Below are 14,283 nucleotides of genomic sequence, written 5' to 3' on the forward strand. Positions count from 1 at the left end.
CGGATTGCCGCATCACCGCGGGATGCTCCTCCGAGCTTGGCCGGGTCCGCGCGGCTTCGAGGGCTCGGTAGTCGTCGGAAGTCGTGGGGAGATGCCGCCGCGGCGCCCACCCACAGTGCTCCATGGGACGAAGGCGGTGCCGCACCGTGACTCGGCGGGGGTCGAAGCGGGTGCTCGCCCTGTGGTGTCCGGATTGGCCCGCGGTCGCCGCGGCGGCGATGGCGGGACTTCCGGCGACGCGGCCGGTGGCGGTGCTGTTCGCCAACCGGGTGGTGGCGTGTTCGGCGATCGCGCGAACCGAGGGGGTGCGCCGCGGGCTGCGGCGCAGGGAGGCGCAGGCGCGGTGTCCCGAGCTCTTTCTCGCGCAGGATGATCCGGATCGGGACGCGCGATTGTTCGAGCCGGTGGTCGCCGCGGTGGCCGCGACGATGCCCGGCGTGGAGGTGCTGCGACCCGGATTGCTCGTGCTCGCCGCACGCGGCGCGGCACGGTTCTTCGGCTCCGAGGAGACCGCGGCCGAGCGTCTGGTCGACGCGGTGGCCGTGGCCGGGCCGGAGGCGCAGGTCGGGATCGCCGATGAGCTGTCAACGGCGGTGATCGCCGCCCGCCGTGCCGCGATCGTGCCCGCGGGCGCGGGCGCGCGGTTCCTCGCGCCGCTGCCGGTGGGCGAGCTCGCGATCGAGCCGAGCCTGGCCGCACCCGAGCGCGCCGACCTGGTCGACCTGTTGCACCGCTTGGGTTTACGGCGAATCGGTGACTTCGCCGCGCTCTCCGCCTCGGACGTCGCCTCCCGGTTCGGCGCCGACGCCGTGCTCGCGCATCGCTGTGCCAGGGCCGAACCCGAGCGTCCACCGTCCGCGCGGCGGCCACCACCGGATCTGGTGGTGGAGTACCGCTGCGACCCGCCGATCGAGCGGGTCGACGCCGCCGCTTTCGCCGGTCGTCTGCTCGCCACCCGGCTGCACACCGCGCTCGCGGACGCCGGGCTGGCCTGCACCAGGCTCTCGGTGTTCGCCGAAACCGAGGCGGGAGAGCGGCTTTCGCGGATCTGGCGGTGCGCCGAGCCGTTGACACCGGAGGGCACGGCGGACCGGGTGCGCTGGCAGCTGGACGGTTGGCTCACCCGGCGCGACGGCGCGCGGCCCACCGCGCCGATCATCGTGTTGCGGCTGGAACCCGTCGAGGTGGTCGCGGCGGGCGCGCTGCAACTCGGGCTGTGGGGCGGGGTCGGCGAGGAGGACGAGCGCGCCCGCCGCGCGCTGGTGCGGGTGCAGGGCCTGCTCGGCGGGGAAGCGGTGCGGGTGGGCGTGCTCAGCGGCGGACGCGGACCCGCCGAGCGCATCACCATGGTCGCGCTGGGTGACGAACTCCTCCCCGCGACCGACCCCGCACAGCCCTGGCCGGGTCGACTGCCCGAGCCCGCCCCCGCCGTGATCCTGCTGAATCGTCCGCCGGTGCGATTGGAGGCCGCCGACGGCGCTCTCGTCAAGGTCACCGACCGCGCCATGTTCGACGCCGACCCCGCACTGCTGCGCTGGGGCAGTAAACAGTGGCGGCTGACCGGCTGGGCGGGGCCGTGGCCGGTGGACGAACGGTGGTGGGCGCCGGATTCCGACGACGCCGGATGCACCGCCCGCGCCCAGGTCCAACTCGACGGCGCCCCGGCGGACAGCCGCGTGCTCCTGCTGGTCTACCACGCCGAAACCTGGCGCGTGGAAGGACTTTACGACTGAGCGTGCTAGCCGAGCTCCGCGAGCTGCCGGACAGCCGGTGCCATGCCGTCGATCCAAGCGGCCGGCGAGCCGGTGGTCGGCATGACGATCACGGTGTGCACGCCGAGCTTCGCGTAGTCCGCCATCCGCCGGACGAACTCGTCGCGGGTGTCCGGGCTCGGCCGCGGGTCGTTCGCGAGAATCGTCTTACGGATCTGGTCGTAGTCCCGGCCCACGTCGTCGCAATGCCGTCGCAATACGTCGAGCTTGTGCTCGACCTCCGCGGGTGAACCGAAGAGGTTGCAGGCATCGGCATACTGCGCCACCAGCCGCAGCGTCTTGCGCTCCCCGCCACCGCCGATGAGTACCTTGGGCCGATTGATCGGCTGCGGCGAGCAGAGCGTCTCGGCCAGCTGGTAGTACCTGCCGTCGAACGCTCCGTTGTCGTGCGGGTCCCACATCTGGCGGCAGATGCGCAGCGTCTCCTCCAGCCGCTCGAACCGCTCGGCGACCGGCGGGAACGGCACGCCGAGTCCGCGGTGCTCCCGTTCGAACCACGCGGCGCCGATGCCGAGCACCGCCCGGCCGCCCGAGAGGACGTCGAGTGTGGTGACGATCTTGGCGAGCAGGCCGGGGTGCCGGTAGGTCACGCCGGTGACGAGCAGGCCGAGGTTTATGCGGGAGGTATGCGCGGCCATGTAGCCGAGCGTGGTGTAGCCCTCCAGCATGTTGGCCTCGGCCGGCAGGCCGGTCGGTGGAATTTGGAAGTAGTGGTCCATGAACGACAACCAGGTGGCGCCGGACTCCTCCGCCGCCGCGCCTACCCTGGCCAGCTCACCGGCGATGGCGGTGGTCCCGCCGTCGATGTCGAACACGGGTAGATGAAAACCGAGCTCCATGAAGCGATTCCCTTGTACTGGACAACCCTGTGCCAGCGAACACTAAGTGCTGGAGTGCGCTCCAGGTCAAGCTCACTTCGGGCGCGACCAGACCGTCGCCATCGTGAACGGATGTCCGCGCAGATGCGCCCATTTCGGCTTGCGGGCCAGCCACGCGTCGTCGACCAGCGCTTCGGCGACCTCGCTCAGGACCCAACCCGCGGCCAGACCCGCGGATAGGTGCTCGCTGATCAGGTGCAGGTGCGTGTCGATCGCGACCGGCTCACCGGAGACGCCGGTGTAGTGGGTCGGCATTCCGGTCACCATGATGAATTGCGGGTGGTAGCTGACCGATACGAATCGGGCGCCAGGTGCGGCGAGCCGTCGGGCTTCGGCGTAGAACGGCGCCAATTCCGGCAGGTGCTCGTCGACCAACGAGGCGATCACCAGGTCGTAGGCGCCATCCGGTAGTCCGGTGGCCCGCACGTCCGCTCGGGTCAGCGTGGTGTGCGCTCCGCGTTCGGCGGCCAATGTCAGCATTCCCTGGCTCACATCGACTCCGTCGATATGCGTGATCCCACGTTCCCGCAGCCAGCTTCCGGTTCGCCCGGAGCCGCAACCCAGGTCGGCCGCGCGCCGCACGCCGCTGAAATCCAGTCGCAGTCGGCCCAATAGGGCGAGATCCATCTCGTCGAGCACCGTTTGCTCGTAGGTCGGGGCCCATCCGTCGTAGCCGGTGGTCACGTCGACGGTGCGATAGTTACGGCGGTCGAAATCGGCGAAGGAGGGCATGCGGCGAGTATTCCCCCGAGTTCGCCCGCCGCGCCAGGCATTTGCGCGCCGCTTCGAACAGGCGGTCCCCCGGTCAGCGCTGCACTGTGGTCACTTCGAGTGATCCACGCGACACCGGGCGGGCCGCCGCATGACGGCCAGTATTCTCGTTGGTCGTGGATCTGACGGTAGGCCAAGTGGCATTCGGAGACGTGCGGATCGCCTATCGGGATTCGGGCATCGGCGCGGTGAGCGACATTCCCGTGCTGCTGGTGCACGGCATGGGCGGTGACGGACACACCTGGGACCGGTTCGCGCGGCTTCTGGTGCAATCCGGGCGGCGCGTGATCATCCCCGATCTCCGTGGACACGGCCGTAGCTCGCATACCGATTCCTACCGGTTCGACGACTTCGGCGCCGATCTGCTGCGGCTCTGCGACGAATTGGCGCTGCCCGCGGTGGATTTGGTCGGGCATTCGCTCGGCGGCTACGCGGTGTCGTGCGTCGCGCAGGAGCGGCCGGAGCTGGCGCGCAGGCTGGTCATCGAGGAATGCCCGCTTCCGTTGCAGTCCGGCGCCGAGGAACTGCGCCTGACCCGGCGCTTTCCCACCGTGCCCGAGTTGTGGCACGCCACCTCCAGTCTGGTCCGGCACCCGCGCGCGGTGCTCGCGTTCGACCGGTCGATGACGAAGACCGCGCTGGAACAGTTCCGCAAGCCCAACCCGGAGTGGTGGGACCGGCTCTCCGACATCACCGCGCCAACGCTGGTGCTGTGCGGCGGTCCCGGCGGCATGGTCGATCCGGCGAAGCTGGAGGTTCTGCGGACCAGCATCCCGGACTGCACGGTGACCACGTTCACCTGCGGCCACAGCATCCACCGGGATCGTTACCGGGAGTTCGCGGCGGCCGTCCGGCCGTTCCTGGCGGGCTGAGCGTTCTCCGTGCCCTACCCGGGGGTGCGCGGCGTCCGGATCCTAGAGTGAGGGAATGTTCGCGTACGACCGTCCGCTGTTCTCCGGTGAACAGCCCTTCCGTGCCCGGCTGAGCGTCGGCTCGCTGCTCAGCCGCGGATTCGCGTCGGAAACGACGGGCGTAACGTCCCTCGACCTCGCGCCACGCCAGATGTTCGCGGGCCGCGCCGGATGCCGATGAGCGACTTCGAGGGCATGGCCTGCTCGGCCGCGGCGGTCGATGTTCCGTTGCCGGGTACCGCGACCCACGTCACCGGTTGGCTGTGTGTGGAGCACCCGGGCCCGTGGGGCCGGGACGTGCTCGGCGACGAAGTGCTCGGGCCGGAGATCACCGCGGAGCTGGCGGCTCGCACCGCGGCGGCGCACGTCCGGCCGACGCTGATCCGGCGCCCCGGACGCAGGGAATTCAGCGGCACCCGAACGGTTCTGCTGGCTGGCTCGCACCGAGCGGAGCCATGGTGCGAGCGGCTCGAGATCACCGACCTGACCCAGCTGCTCGACCTCGACCTCCAGCTGCTGAACGGTCCGGCGCCGGGAATGGGTGTGCCCGTGCGCGGTCCGGTCGTCCTGGTGTGCGCCCACGGCAAGCGCGACCAGTGCTGCGCGCTCCTCGGCCGCCCCATCGCCGCGGACCTGGCCAAGCGATATCCGGGCCAGGCGTGGGAGTGTTCGCATACCGGCGGGCACCGGTTCGCGCCTGCGTTGGTGCTCCTACCCCATGGCCTGACCTATGGTCGCCTCGACGCCGAGGGGGCCGCGGAGGTGGTGGAGGCGGCCCGTCGTGGCGCGGTCTCGATGACCGGCCTGCGCGGCCGCAGCTGCTATCGGCCGGTCGAGCAGGTCGCCGAAATCGCCGTGCGCGAACGCGTTTCCGCTCGCGTGGACGATCTCACCGTCGAGCCCGAGCCGGGCTCGGCCGAAGCCACTGTCGCGGGTGCCGCGGTCGTCACCCATCGCGACGGCCGTCGCTGGCGCGTCACCGTCCGCACTCGGGCTCTTGCTCCCCGGCAGGCCAGCTGCAACGCCGCCCCGAAAGCGGTGACGGCGCTGATCGCGGACGACATCCAACCGCTTACCCCCTGACCTTCACCGTGGCGGCGCGATCGTTCCCCGCGGCGCCATGTCACCAATACGTGCCGGGTACCCAGCGGGCAGCGCGCCGCAAGGCGGTGCCGGTGACGCGGCGTGCGGCTGACCGGGGCCGCGGCGCAGGGGCGGGTTCCGCCTGCTGCTGCTCGGGTTCGGTCTGCTCGCCCTTGGCGGCGGGAGAATCGGGCAGGGCGCGGTAGTAGCGATGCAGGATGCGGTCGCGGAGCTTCGGGGTGAGCAGGGCGCCGTACTCGGCGATGGTGCCCAGCGGCACGTCGATGCGCTTGGGGCGTTCGGTCAGCGCGCGCACGATGGTGGCGGCCGCCCACTCCGGAGACTCGGCCGGACCCTGGTCGCCGCTCGGAGCGATCATCGGCGTGCGTACCAGCGGCATGTGGATGGTGGTGAACGTGACGCCGTCGGCCATCGTCTCGATCGCGGCCACCTCGGTGAACTTGTCCAGCGCCGCCTTGCTGGCCAGATACGCCGAGAACCGCGGCGTGGCCACCTGCACGCCCGCGCTGCTGATATTGACGATGTGCCCGAACTTGCGTTCCCGCATCTGCGGCAGCAGCGCCAGCGTCAACCGCAGCGCGCCGAAGTAGTTGACCGCCATGGTGCGTTCGAAGTCGTGCAGCCGGTCGGTGGAGCGGTGGATGGCGCGGCGGATGGAGCGTCCGGCGTTGTTCACCAGCATGTCGACGTGGCCGTGCTCGTCCAGCACGGTTTCGACCACCTGGTCCACGGAGTCGGCATCGGTCACATCGCAGGGATATCCGTAGGCCGAGCCGCCGACGGCTCGGATCTCGTCGACCACGGCGGCGAGTTCGTCGCCGCGGCGCGCGAGCAACAGCACCGTCGCGCCCTTGTCCGCGACGGCCAGGGCCGCCGCCCGTCCGATTCCGGACGACGCGCCGGTGATGAGGACATGCCGTCCGGTGAGATCGCGATTGCGGCGCCGGTGGCGGACCTGTCCGCGCAGGTCGGCGGTCTCTGCGTCGGTCATGCACTGCTCCTTTGCAGGGTCGTGATGGGGTTGAACTTACTCTGAAGTAAGTTCCCTGCCAAGTGATCGCGGTCACGTTTCGCATCGTCTACTCGCGCCGCGCGGCAGGTCGATCGGCCGTTCGGTCACGGGGGATTCGGGTGTGCGAAACGGTTCGAACAACGCTCGAAACGTTCGAACATATGTGCGATACTCGGCGCATGTCGGACGATCGGATGGCGGAGGTGTTCGCCGCGGTGCGGCTCGGGGGCGTGGACCCGGCGGCGGGGCGGCAGGCGTTGGAAAAGCTCTGGAACGAACTCGGTGAACACGCGGAGGCGTTGCACCGCTGCGTGATCGCCCATCATCTCGCCGACCTCCACGAGGAGGCCGCCGAGGCGCTGCGCTGGGATCAGCGCGCGCTGGCCGCGGTGTTCGCGCCGGGCGTGCCGCTCGACGAAGGCCTGCGCGGCTTCCTTCCTTCGCTGTATCTGAATCTGGCCGACAGTCATCGCCGAGTCGGCGAGTTCGACGTGGCGAGGATGCAGCTGGCCATCGCCCGCGGGCATCTCGACGTCCTCGCCTCCGACGCCTACGGCGCGCTCATCCGTGGGCGTCTGCGTCGGATCGAGGACGCTTTGGCCGCCGGTTCCGTCGCACGTCTCGCAAGTCCCTGACCAGGCTGTACATCTTCATTCTTCGAATGTATGTTCGAGAAAAGGAGGTGGTGTCGTGGGGTGGGGCAACGGTCCGCCGAGCTGGGCGGAGATGGAGCGGGTGCTGTCCGGACGGCCGAGTCCGGACGCGGTGTACCCGGGCGACGGCGGCGACAGCCCGGCGTGGTCGCGCAAACGCGCGGAGTACCGGCCCGAGCCGGTGCGGCGCGACGGCGCACCGTCGGTGCCGTACGCGGAGCTGCACGCGCATTCGGCCTACAGCTTCCTGGACGGGGCGAGTCATCCGGAGGAGCTGGTGGAGGAGGCGGTGCGGCTCGGCTTGGAGGCGATCGCGCTCACCGACCACGACGGCTTCTACGGCACCGTCCGCTTCGCCGAGGCCGCCAAGGAATGGGGTATGCCCACGGTCTTCGGTGCCGAACTGTCGCTCGGTGTGCCAGCCGACGCGCGCGTCCCCGGCGCCGAACGCGGGCACGCCGCCGCCCCCGATTCGGCGCCGCGCACGGGTGCGCCGGACCCGGCCGGGCCGCACCTGCTGGTCCTGGCCCGTGGCCAGGAGGGTTACCGCAGGCTCTCCCGGGAGATCGCCGCCGCGCACCTGGCCGCGGGGGAGAAGGGCATCCTGCGCTACGACTTGGACACGCTCACCGCCGCGTCGGATGGGCACTGGCACATCCTCACCGGCTGCCGAAAGGGACACCTCCGCCAGGCTCTGGAACTCGACTTGCGCATGGGCAACACGCGTCTCGAGCACGCGGAGGCCGCATTGCGCGAGCTGACCGACCGCTTCGGCGCCGATCGGGTGAGCGTGGAACTCACCCACCACGGCGTCCCCGAGGACGACGAGCGCAACGCCCGCCTTATCGCCCTCGCCGAGCGTCTGGACCTGCCCGTGCTCGCCACCACGGGCGCGCATTTCGCCGCGCCGAGCCAGCGCCGCCGCGCCATGGCGCTCGCGGCGATCCGAGCCAGGCAGAGCCTGGACGAGATCGCGGGCTGGCTGGCCCCCGCGGGCGGCGCGCATCTGCGGTCCGGGGCGGAGATGGCGCGATTGTTCGCCGACTGTCCGCAGGCGGTGGCGAACGCGGCGGCGTTGGCCAGGGAATGCGCTTTCGACCTGAAGCTGATCGCCCCGAAACTGCCGCCGTTCGACGTGCCCGCCGGCCACGACGAGCAGTCCTGGCTGCGCGAACTCACCATGACCGGCGCGGCGGAGCGTTATGGGACTCCGGAGCAGAGCCCACAGGCGTACCGGCAGATCGAGCATGAACTCGCGGTGATCAACGCCTTGCGGTTCCCCGGCTACTTCCTGGTGGTGCACGACATCGTCAGCTTCTGCAAGGACAACGGCATCCTCTGCCAGGGCCGCGGTTCGGCGGCCAACTCCGCGGTCTGCTACGCGATCGGCATCACCAATGTCGACCCAGTGCGCAATCAGCTGCTGTTCGAGCGTTTTCTCTCCCCGGAGCGCGACGGCCCGCCGGATATCGACGTCGACATCGAATCCGATCGCCGCGAAGAGGCAATCCAGCACGTCTACCGCAAGTACGGCCGCGAGTACGCCGCGCAGGTGGCCAACGTGATCACCTATCGCGGCAAGTCCGCGGTGCGCGACGCCGCACGGGCGCTGGGGTTCTCGCCGGGCCAGCAGGACGCGTGGAGCAAGCAGGTGAGCCGCTGGACCGGCGTCGGCGCGGAGACGAACACCGACATCCCCGCCGAAGTGCTCGAGCTGGCCGACGACATCGAGGGGTTGCCGCGGCATCTCGGCATCCATTCCGGCGGCATGGTGATCTGCGACCGGCCGATCGCCGACGTCTGCCCGGTGGAGTGGGCGCGCATGCCCGGCCGCAGCGTCCTGCAGTGGGACAAGGACGATTGCGCCGCCATCGACCTGGTGAAGTTCGACCTGCTCGGCCTCGGCATGCTCTCCGCGCTGCACTACATGATCGACCTGGTGCGCGAGCACAAAGGCGAGACCGTCCAGTTGCACGAACTCGATCTGGCCGAGCCCGCGGTCTACGAGATGCTCTCGCGCGCGGATTCGGTGGGCGTCTTCCAGGTCGAGTCGCGGGCGCAGATGGCCACGCTGCCCCGGCTGAGACCTCGCAGCTTCTATGACCTCGTGGTCGAGGTGGCACTGATCCGTCCCGGTCCCATCCAGGGCGGTTCGGTGCATCCCTATATCCGCAGGCGCAACGGGGCGGAAGACGTCGTCTACGACCATCCGGCACTGAAGAATGCGCTGGAACGCACGCTCGGGGTGCCGCTGTTCCAGGAGCAGCTCATGCAGGTGGCCGTCGACGTCGCCGGATTCACCGCCGTCGAGGCCGATCAGCTGCGCCGCGCCATGGGGTCCAAACGCTCCCCGGAACGGATGGAGCGGCTCAGGGAACGGCTCTACCGGGGCATGCGCGAGCGGCACGGCATCACCGGCGAGGTCGCCGACCGGATCTACGAGAAGCTCTACGCTTTCGCGAATTTCGGGTTCCCGGAAAGTCATTCGCAGAGCTTCGCCTCGATCGTGTTCTATTCGGCCTGGTTCAAACTGCACCATCCCGCCGCGTTCCTGGCGGGCTTGCTGCGCGCCCAGCCGATGGGCTTCTACTCCCCGCAGTCGCTGGTCGCCGACGCGCGCAGGCACGGCGTCGCGGTGCACGGTCCCGACGTCAACGCCAGCCGCGCCGAACCCACGCTCGAGGCGGAGGGCACCGAGGTGCGTCTCGGTCTGGCGGCGGTCCGCCAGATCGGCGACGACCTCGCCGAACGCATCGTCGCCGCCAGGGGCGAGCGACCTTACACTTCTTTCCTCGATCTGGCCGGGCGGGTGGAACTCACTGTCGCCCAAGCGGAATCGCTCGCCACCGCGGGGGCGCTCGGCAGTCTCGGCGTCACCCGTCGCGAAGCGTTGTGGGCGGCGGGCGCCGCCGCGGGCGAGCGTCCGGACCGTCTGCCCGGAACCGGCGCGGCCACCACCGCGCCCGCCCTGCCCGGGATGAGCGATCTGGAAATGGCCGCCGCCGACGTGTGGGCCACGGGCGTGTCCCCGAGCAGCTATCCGACCCGGTTCCTGCGCCCGCGGCTGGACGCCCTCGGTGTGATCCCGGCTTCCGGTCTGCTCGACGTGCCCGACGGCTCGCGCGTTCTGGTGGGCGGCGCGGTGACGCACCGGCAGCGTCCAGCCACCGCGGAGGGCGTCACGTTCCTCAACCTGGAGGACGAGACCGGCATGGTGAACGTGGTCTGCTCGGTAGGCCTGTGGAGCCGTTACCGCCGCCTCGCCCAGGGCGCGACGGCCCTGCTCATCCGTGGCCGGGTGCAGAATGCCGAGGGCGCGGTGAGCGTCGTCGCCGAACACCTGCAACACCTGGATCTGCGGATGGGATCCAAGTCGCGCGACTTCCGTTGAGCGCTAGCGCAAACGGCTACTGTGCCAGGCATGAGGAAGCTTGCTGTGCTGTGCGTCGGCGTGCTGGGGTTGACTTTGCTCGTCGGCTGCGGCGACGACGACGAAGCGGCACCCGGCCTGGACCGATCGTCATCGATCGCCACCGGTCCCGCCCCCGCGATCGTGCCTCCCGGGTTCCGGGAGCAGGCGCCGCCGAAGCGGGAGAACTCCGGCGGCGAACCGCTGACCGCGCGCAAAGAAGTCGTCACCGGGAGTGTCGAGATCACCGCCGACGCACCGATCGCCGCGGCGGGCGCGATCACCGATCGGGTGCGCGAGGCGGGCGGGCGGGTCGACAGCCGCACCGAACAGCCCGGCACCGACGACTCCGAGCCGAGCGCCACGCTCGTCGTCCGGCTGCCCGCCGACAAGACCGACGCGTTCATCGCCGGACTCGGCGGCGTCGGCCGGGTCACTCGGGTCAGCACCAACCGTGACGACGTCACCATGCAGTGGGAGGACCTGGACGCCAGGATCAAGGCGTTGCAGGCTTCGGTCGACCGGCTGCGCGCGCTCATCGCGGGCGCGACCACCACGTCCGACCTGATCGCCGCCGAGCAGGCGCTGTCGGGCCGCCAGGGTGAGCTGGACAGTCTCACCGCGCAGAAACGGCGCTTGGACGACCAGGTCGCGTTGTCCACGCTGACCATCGACATCACCACCGACGAGAAGAAGTCCGACGACGACGCCGACAGCTTCTGGGACGGCATCGTCTCCGGCTGGAAGTCGCTGGTGGACTGGTTGCAGGACGCGGTCGTGTTCAGCGGCAAGGCGATTCCGTGGCTCGGCTTCCTCGCGGTGCTGGCCGCCGTGCTGTGGGCGGTCGTGCGACTGGTGCGGCGCGGGAAGGCCGCGCCGAGTGGGGAAGAATCGGCACCGGCTCCCGAGGAGCCCTCGACCGGCGCCGCTGCCGCGCCAGGCGTGGAAACCAGCGCGGGAGGCAAGGGTGCCGACAGTAGTACGGGCGACGATCAAGCCGAACAGCCGTAAGGGTCCGCTGGTGGAAACCCTCGACGACGGCAGCCTGCACCTGTACGTGCGGGCCCCCGCCGTCGAGGGCAAAGCCAACAAAGCGGCCATCGAACTCCTCGCCGAGCACTACGGCGTGCCCAAGTCCGCCGTCCGTCTCGCGGCGGGCGCGACCTCCCGCTTCAAACGGTTCGAGATCGACAACTGACCGAGTCGGCGTGCCGCCCCTAGACCCCGCCGGGAAACCCGAGTTGACGCCAGGCTTCGTACACCGTGACCGCCGCCGCGTTGGAGAGGTTCATCGAGCGGCGGCCGGGCAGCATCGGGATACGCAGCCGGTCGGTGATGTGCGGATCCGACAGCACCGCCTCCGGCAGCCCGGTCGGTTCGGTTCCGAACAGCAACACGTCGTTCTCGCGGTACGCCACGTCGGTGAACCGGGTGGTGGCGTGCGTGGTGAACGCGTAGACCCGCTCCGGGCGCAGCGCCTCCCACGCCGCCGCCAGATTCGCGTGCACCGTCACCGACGCCAGATCGTGGTAGTCCAACCCGGCCCTGCGCAACTTCGGCTCGGACAAATCGAACCCCAACGGCTCGATCAGATGCAGATGACACCCGGTCCCCGCGGCCAACCGGATCGCGTTGCCGGTATTCGGCGGAATGCACGGCTCGTGGAACATCAGATGGAACACCGCCCCAGTCAATCAGGCGCCCCCGCCGCTGGGTCGCCGGGTCTACCGGCGCTGGCTCAGCCGAAACTGCCCGTGCTCGGCTTACCGAGCACGTCGACGGTGACGACGTCCGTCATGGCATCTAGGGGGAGTGACGCCACCATCGCGTAGGGCTACGCACTGTCGTCTGCAAGAATCGGGGCGTGACCGATGCCGATACGCCTTCCGCGCAGGTGCGGGCCGGGCGCCGCAGTGTGGGTGCGGAGTTCTTGCGCTGCCATCTGCCGATGGTGGTCGTCACGCTGGTGATCGCGGTGGCGGTGGTCTTCGTCGCGTCCGATCGGTGGCGGCGCGGGGCTTTCTTCTTCGGTGGGGCGACGTTGCTGGCCGCGGCGTTCCGGCTGTGCCTGCCGACCGAGCGGGTGGGTCTGCTCGCGGTGCGCGGCAAGCCTTTCGACGTGGGCGCGCTGGCACTGCTCGGCTCGAGCATCGTGTTCCTCGCGGCCACCATCAATCTCGGCTAGCGGTCAGCGCGAAACCCGCTGCGGCAGAGGCTTGTTCAGCGTTCTGGTCGGATACCCGCGCGGGCGAGCCGCATGGTCTCGGTCAGCAGCTTCGACACCGCCGGCGCCTCGGTGAGGAACCCGTCGTGCCCGTCGCGGGAGTGCACGACCTCCAGCCCGTCGCAGCCCGGCAGCAGATCGGCGAGCTCCTGCTGGGTCCGCAGCGGATACAGTCGGTCGGAGTCGACGCCGCCGACCACGCACGGCACCGGCGTCGCGGCGAGCGCGGCCTCGACGCCGCCGCGGCCGCGGCCGACGTCGTGGCGGTTCATCGCCTCGGTCAGCAGCACGTAGGTGGCCGGATCGAAGCGTTTGCACAGCTTCTCGGCTTGATGGTCCAGGTAGCTCTGCACCGCGTAGCGGCCGCCGTGCCACGGGTCCTCATCGCCCTGCGGCTTGTTCTCGAACCGGTGGTCGAGCTCGAACTCGGTGCGGTAGGTCAGGTGCGCGATCCGCCGGGCGATGGCCATGCCCGTCATCGGGGCGCGGCCGGTGTCGTGGTAGTCGCCGCCCTGCCAGTCGGGGTCGGCCTTGATCGCCGCGATCTGCGTGGTCTGGGTGCCGATCTGGTCGGCGGTGGCGCGTGCGCCGACGGCGAGCACCAATGCGGCGGCGACCCGCTCGGGCGCGCCCACCATCCACTCCAGCACACGCATGCCGCCCATCGACCCGCCGACGACGGCGGCGAGCCGGTCGATGCCGAGCAGGTCGAACAGCGCCGCTTCCGCGGTCACCTGATCACGGATCGAGATCTCCGGAAACCGGGCGCCCCAAGGCTTTCCGTCCGGAGCCGAGCTGGACGGCCCGGTGCTGCCCTTACAGCCCCCGAGCACGTTGGTCGCGATCACACACCATTCGTCGGTATCCAGCGGCGCGCCAGGCCCGACCATGCCGTCCCACCAGCCGGGCAGCGGATGGAGGGCGTCCGGCCTGCCGACGACGTGCGAGTCGCCGGTGAGCGCGTGTTCGACCAGCACGACATTGTCCAGTTGCGGGGAGAGCTCACCCCAGCGCTGCACCGCGAGGCGCACGTCCGGAATGACCGCGCCACTCTCCAACTGGACGTCCCCGATGGGGATGATGCCGAGCTCGCCGTCCGGGGACGGCAGGGTGGCGGTGGACGGGCGGGCGCTCGATTCGGTACCCACGGTCACGTCGCAGCCGCCGCGAAACGGGCGCACAGATCGGCGCGCATGTGCTCGGCGCCCGCCGCGAGGCGGAGGGGATGCGTCATCGACGCGGGATGAATCACGAGAGAACGCACATCGCCGATGGTAGCCACGCGGGCGTACCGGTCCGATCCGGCGGCGAACGTCCTGCGCACCGACTTCGTCCCGCTCAGGGACCAGGGCGCGGAGGACGGGCCCGCGGTCATCGGTGCGCCGGTGCCGCTCTCGAAGCCCCCGTGGACCTGGGCGGTCACCGAGGACCACTCCGCCGGTGTGGTCTCGGCCACGGACGCGGTCGATTCACTCATGGTTTGCTCCAAAAGAGGTGTTCGCCGGTACAGCAGGGGTTAACGGTGTGACCAATAACACATACCGGCGAC

General features: G+C 70.2%; 15 protein-coding genes. 9 read left to right on the forward strand and 6 right to left on the reverse strand.

What is annotated here, in order from left to right:
• The first annotated feature begins 122 nt into the window (after positions 1-122).
• Positions 123-1,733: a DNA polymerase Y family protein gene (locus ON34_RS04530; RefSeq protein ID WP_051022143.1), complete on the forward strand. Its 1,611-nt coding sequence runs from the start codon at positions 123-125 to the stop codon at positions 1,731-1,733.
• 5 nt (positions 1,734-1,738) lie between these two features.
• Here ON34_RS04530 and ON34_RS04535 read toward each other — a convergent pair whose 3' ends face one another.
• Positions 1,739-2,611 carry an LLM class F420-dependent oxidoreductase gene (locus ON34_RS04535; RefSeq protein WP_040774617.1) on the reverse strand — a complete coding sequence of 291 codons (873 nt, stop codon included), beginning with the start codon at positions 2,609-2,611 and terminating at the stop codon, positions 1,739-1,741.
• Between the two features lie 72 nt (positions 2,612-2,683).
• The gene (locus ON34_RS04540) at positions 2,684-3,382 is read right to left on the reverse strand and encodes a class I SAM-dependent DNA methyltransferase (RefSeq protein ID WP_040774619.1); all 699 of its coding nucleotides are present in this window, start codon (positions 3,380-3,382) and stop codon (positions 2,684-2,686) included.
• A gap of 155 nt (positions 3,383-3,537) precedes the next feature.
• Between ON34_RS04540 and ON34_RS04545 the strand changes: the two genes are divergently transcribed.
• Genes ON34_RS04545 through ON34_RS04550 form a run of 3 tightly spaced genes read left to right on the forward strand, consistent with a single transcriptional unit; the run spans position 3,538 to position 5,415 of the window.
• Positions 3,538-4,293, forward strand: coding sequence for an alpha/beta fold hydrolase (locus ON34_RS04545; RefSeq protein WP_051022144.1), 756 nt, complete (start codon positions 3,538-3,540; stop codon positions 4,291-4,293).
• A 55-nt stretch (positions 4,294-4,348) separates the two neighbouring features.
• Entirely contained in the window at positions 4,349-4,513 is a 165-nt protein-coding gene (locus ON34_RS35780; RefSeq protein ID WP_157172172.1) for a hypothetical protein, read from the forward strand.
• Positions 4,510-5,415, forward strand: a complete 906-nt coding sequence (locus tag ON34_RS04550) for a ferredoxin family protein (RefSeq protein WP_040774621.1) — start codon at positions 4,510-4,512, stop codon at positions 5,413-5,415. Before ON34_RS35780 ends, ON34_RS04550 begins: the two co-directional genes overlap by 4 nt.
• A 40-nt stretch (positions 5,416-5,455) precedes the next feature.
• Here the strand turns inward: ON34_RS04550 and ON34_RS04555 are convergent, their stop codons facing one another.
• The gene (locus ON34_RS04555; RefSeq protein ID WP_040774623.1) at positions 5,456-6,427 is read right to left on the reverse strand and encodes an SDR family NAD(P)-dependent oxidoreductase; all 972 of its coding nucleotides are present in this window, start codon (positions 6,425-6,427) and stop codon (positions 5,456-5,458) included.
• Between the two features lie 200 nt (positions 6,428-6,627).
• Between ON34_RS04555 and ON34_RS04560 the strand changes: the two genes are divergently transcribed.
• The 4 genes from ON34_RS04560 to ON34_RS04575 are packed head-to-tail and all read left to right on the forward strand — an operon-like array spanning position 6,628 to position 11,708.
• Positions 6,628-7,083: a hypothetical protein gene (locus tag ON34_RS04560; RefSeq protein WP_040774625.1), complete on the forward strand. Its 456-nt coding sequence runs from the start codon at positions 6,628-6,630 to the stop codon at positions 7,081-7,083.
• 55 nt (positions 7,084-7,138) lie between these two features.
• Positions 7,139-10,492: an error-prone DNA polymerase gene (locus ON34_RS04565; protein WP_040774627.1), complete on the forward strand. Its 3,354-nt coding sequence runs from the start codon at positions 7,139-7,141 to the stop codon at positions 10,490-10,492.
• A gap of 30 nt (positions 10,493-10,522) precedes the next feature.
• A complete protein-coding gene (locus ON34_RS04570) occupies positions 10,523-11,521 on the forward strand; it encodes a DUF4349 domain-containing protein (protein ID WP_051022145.1) in 999 nt (332 codons plus the stop codon).
• Complete coding sequence (locus ON34_RS04575; RefSeq protein ID WP_040774726.1) at positions 11,478-11,708, forward strand: DUF167 domain-containing protein; 231 nt, start codon at positions 11,478-11,480, stop codon at positions 11,706-11,708. Before ON34_RS04570 ends, ON34_RS04575 begins: the two co-directional genes overlap by 44 nt.
• A 19-nt stretch (positions 11,709-11,727) precedes the next feature.
• Here the strand turns inward: ON34_RS04575 and ON34_RS04580 are convergent, their stop codons facing one another.
• The gene (locus tag ON34_RS04580; RefSeq protein WP_040774628.1) at positions 11,728-12,192 is read right to left on the reverse strand and encodes a tRNA (cytidine(34)-2'-O)-methyltransferase; all 465 of its coding nucleotides are present in this window, start codon (positions 12,190-12,192) and stop codon (positions 11,728-11,730) included.
• Positions 12,193-12,458: 266 nt separating this feature from the next.
• On the opposite strand from ON34_RS04580, the gene ON34_RS04585 reads away from it, so the two are divergent.
• On the forward strand, positions 12,459-12,695 hold the full coding sequence (locus ON34_RS04585) for a DUF3017 domain-containing protein (protein ID WP_083889149.1): 237 nt from the start codon (positions 12,459-12,461) through the stop codon (positions 12,693-12,695).
• 35 nt (positions 12,696-12,730) lie between these two features.
• Here the strand turns inward: ON34_RS04585 and metX are convergent, their stop codons facing one another.
• Both metX and ON34_RS38280 read right to left on the reverse strand, forming a co-directional pair.
• On the reverse strand, positions 12,731-13,888 hold the full coding sequence (gene metX, locus ON34_RS04590) for a homoserine O-acetyltransferase MetX (protein WP_040774730.1): 1,158 nt from the start codon (positions 13,886-13,888) through the stop codon (positions 12,731-12,733).
• On the reverse strand, positions 13,885-14,211 hold the full coding sequence (locus ON34_RS38280; protein WP_040774629.1) for a hypothetical protein: 327 nt from the start codon (positions 14,209-14,211) through the stop codon (positions 13,885-13,887). Before ON34_RS38280 ends, metX begins: the two co-directional genes overlap by 4 nt.
• Between the last annotated feature and the right edge of the window lie 72 nt (positions 14,212-14,283).

This window comes from Nocardia pneumoniae NBRC 100136, from assembly GCF_000308755.1.
Classification (GTDB): Bacteria; Actinomycetota; Actinomycetes; order Mycobacteriales; family Mycobacteriaceae; genus Nocardia; species Nocardia pneumoniae.

Bases quoted from the DNA above. Each gene is read 5' to 3' on its own strand.
- ON34_RS04530 (WP_051022143.1), top strand. From the start codon at position 123: ATGGGACGAAGGCGGTGCCGCACCGTGACTCGGCGGGGGTCGAAGCGG.
- ON34_RS04535 (WP_040774617.1), bottom strand. From the start codon at position 2,611: ATGGAGCTCGGTTTTCATCTACCCGTGTTCGACATCGACGGCGGGACC.
- ON34_RS04540 (WP_040774619.1), bottom strand. From the start codon at position 3,382: ATGCCCTCCTTCGCCGATTTCGACCGCCGTAACTATCGCACCGTCGAC.
- ON34_RS35780 (WP_157172172.1), top strand. From the start codon at position 4,349: ATGTTCGCGTACGACCGTCCGCTGTTCTCCGGTGAACAGCCCTTCCGT.
- ON34_RS04550 (WP_040774621.1), top strand. From the start codon at position 4,510: ATGAGCGACTTCGAGGGCATGGCCTGCTCGGCCGCGGCGGTCGATGTT.
- ON34_RS04555 (WP_040774623.1), bottom strand. From the start codon at position 6,427: ATGACCGACGCAGAGACCGCCGACCTGCGCGGACAGGTCCGCCACCGG.
- ON34_RS04560 (WP_040774625.1), top strand. From the start codon at position 6,628: ATGTCGGACGATCGGATGGCGGAGGTGTTCGCCGCGGTGCGGCTCGGG.
- ON34_RS04570 (WP_051022145.1), top strand. From the start codon at position 10,523: ATGAGGAAGCTTGCTGTGCTGTGCGTCGGCGTGCTGGGGTTGACTTTG.
- ON34_RS04585 (WP_083889149.1), top strand. From the start codon at position 12,459: ATGGTGGTCGTCACGCTGGTGATCGCGGTGGCGGTGGTCTTCGTCGCG.
- ON34_RS38280 (WP_040774629.1), bottom strand. From the start codon at position 14,211: ATGAGTGAATCGACCGCGTCCGTGGCCGAGACCACACCGGCGGAGTGG.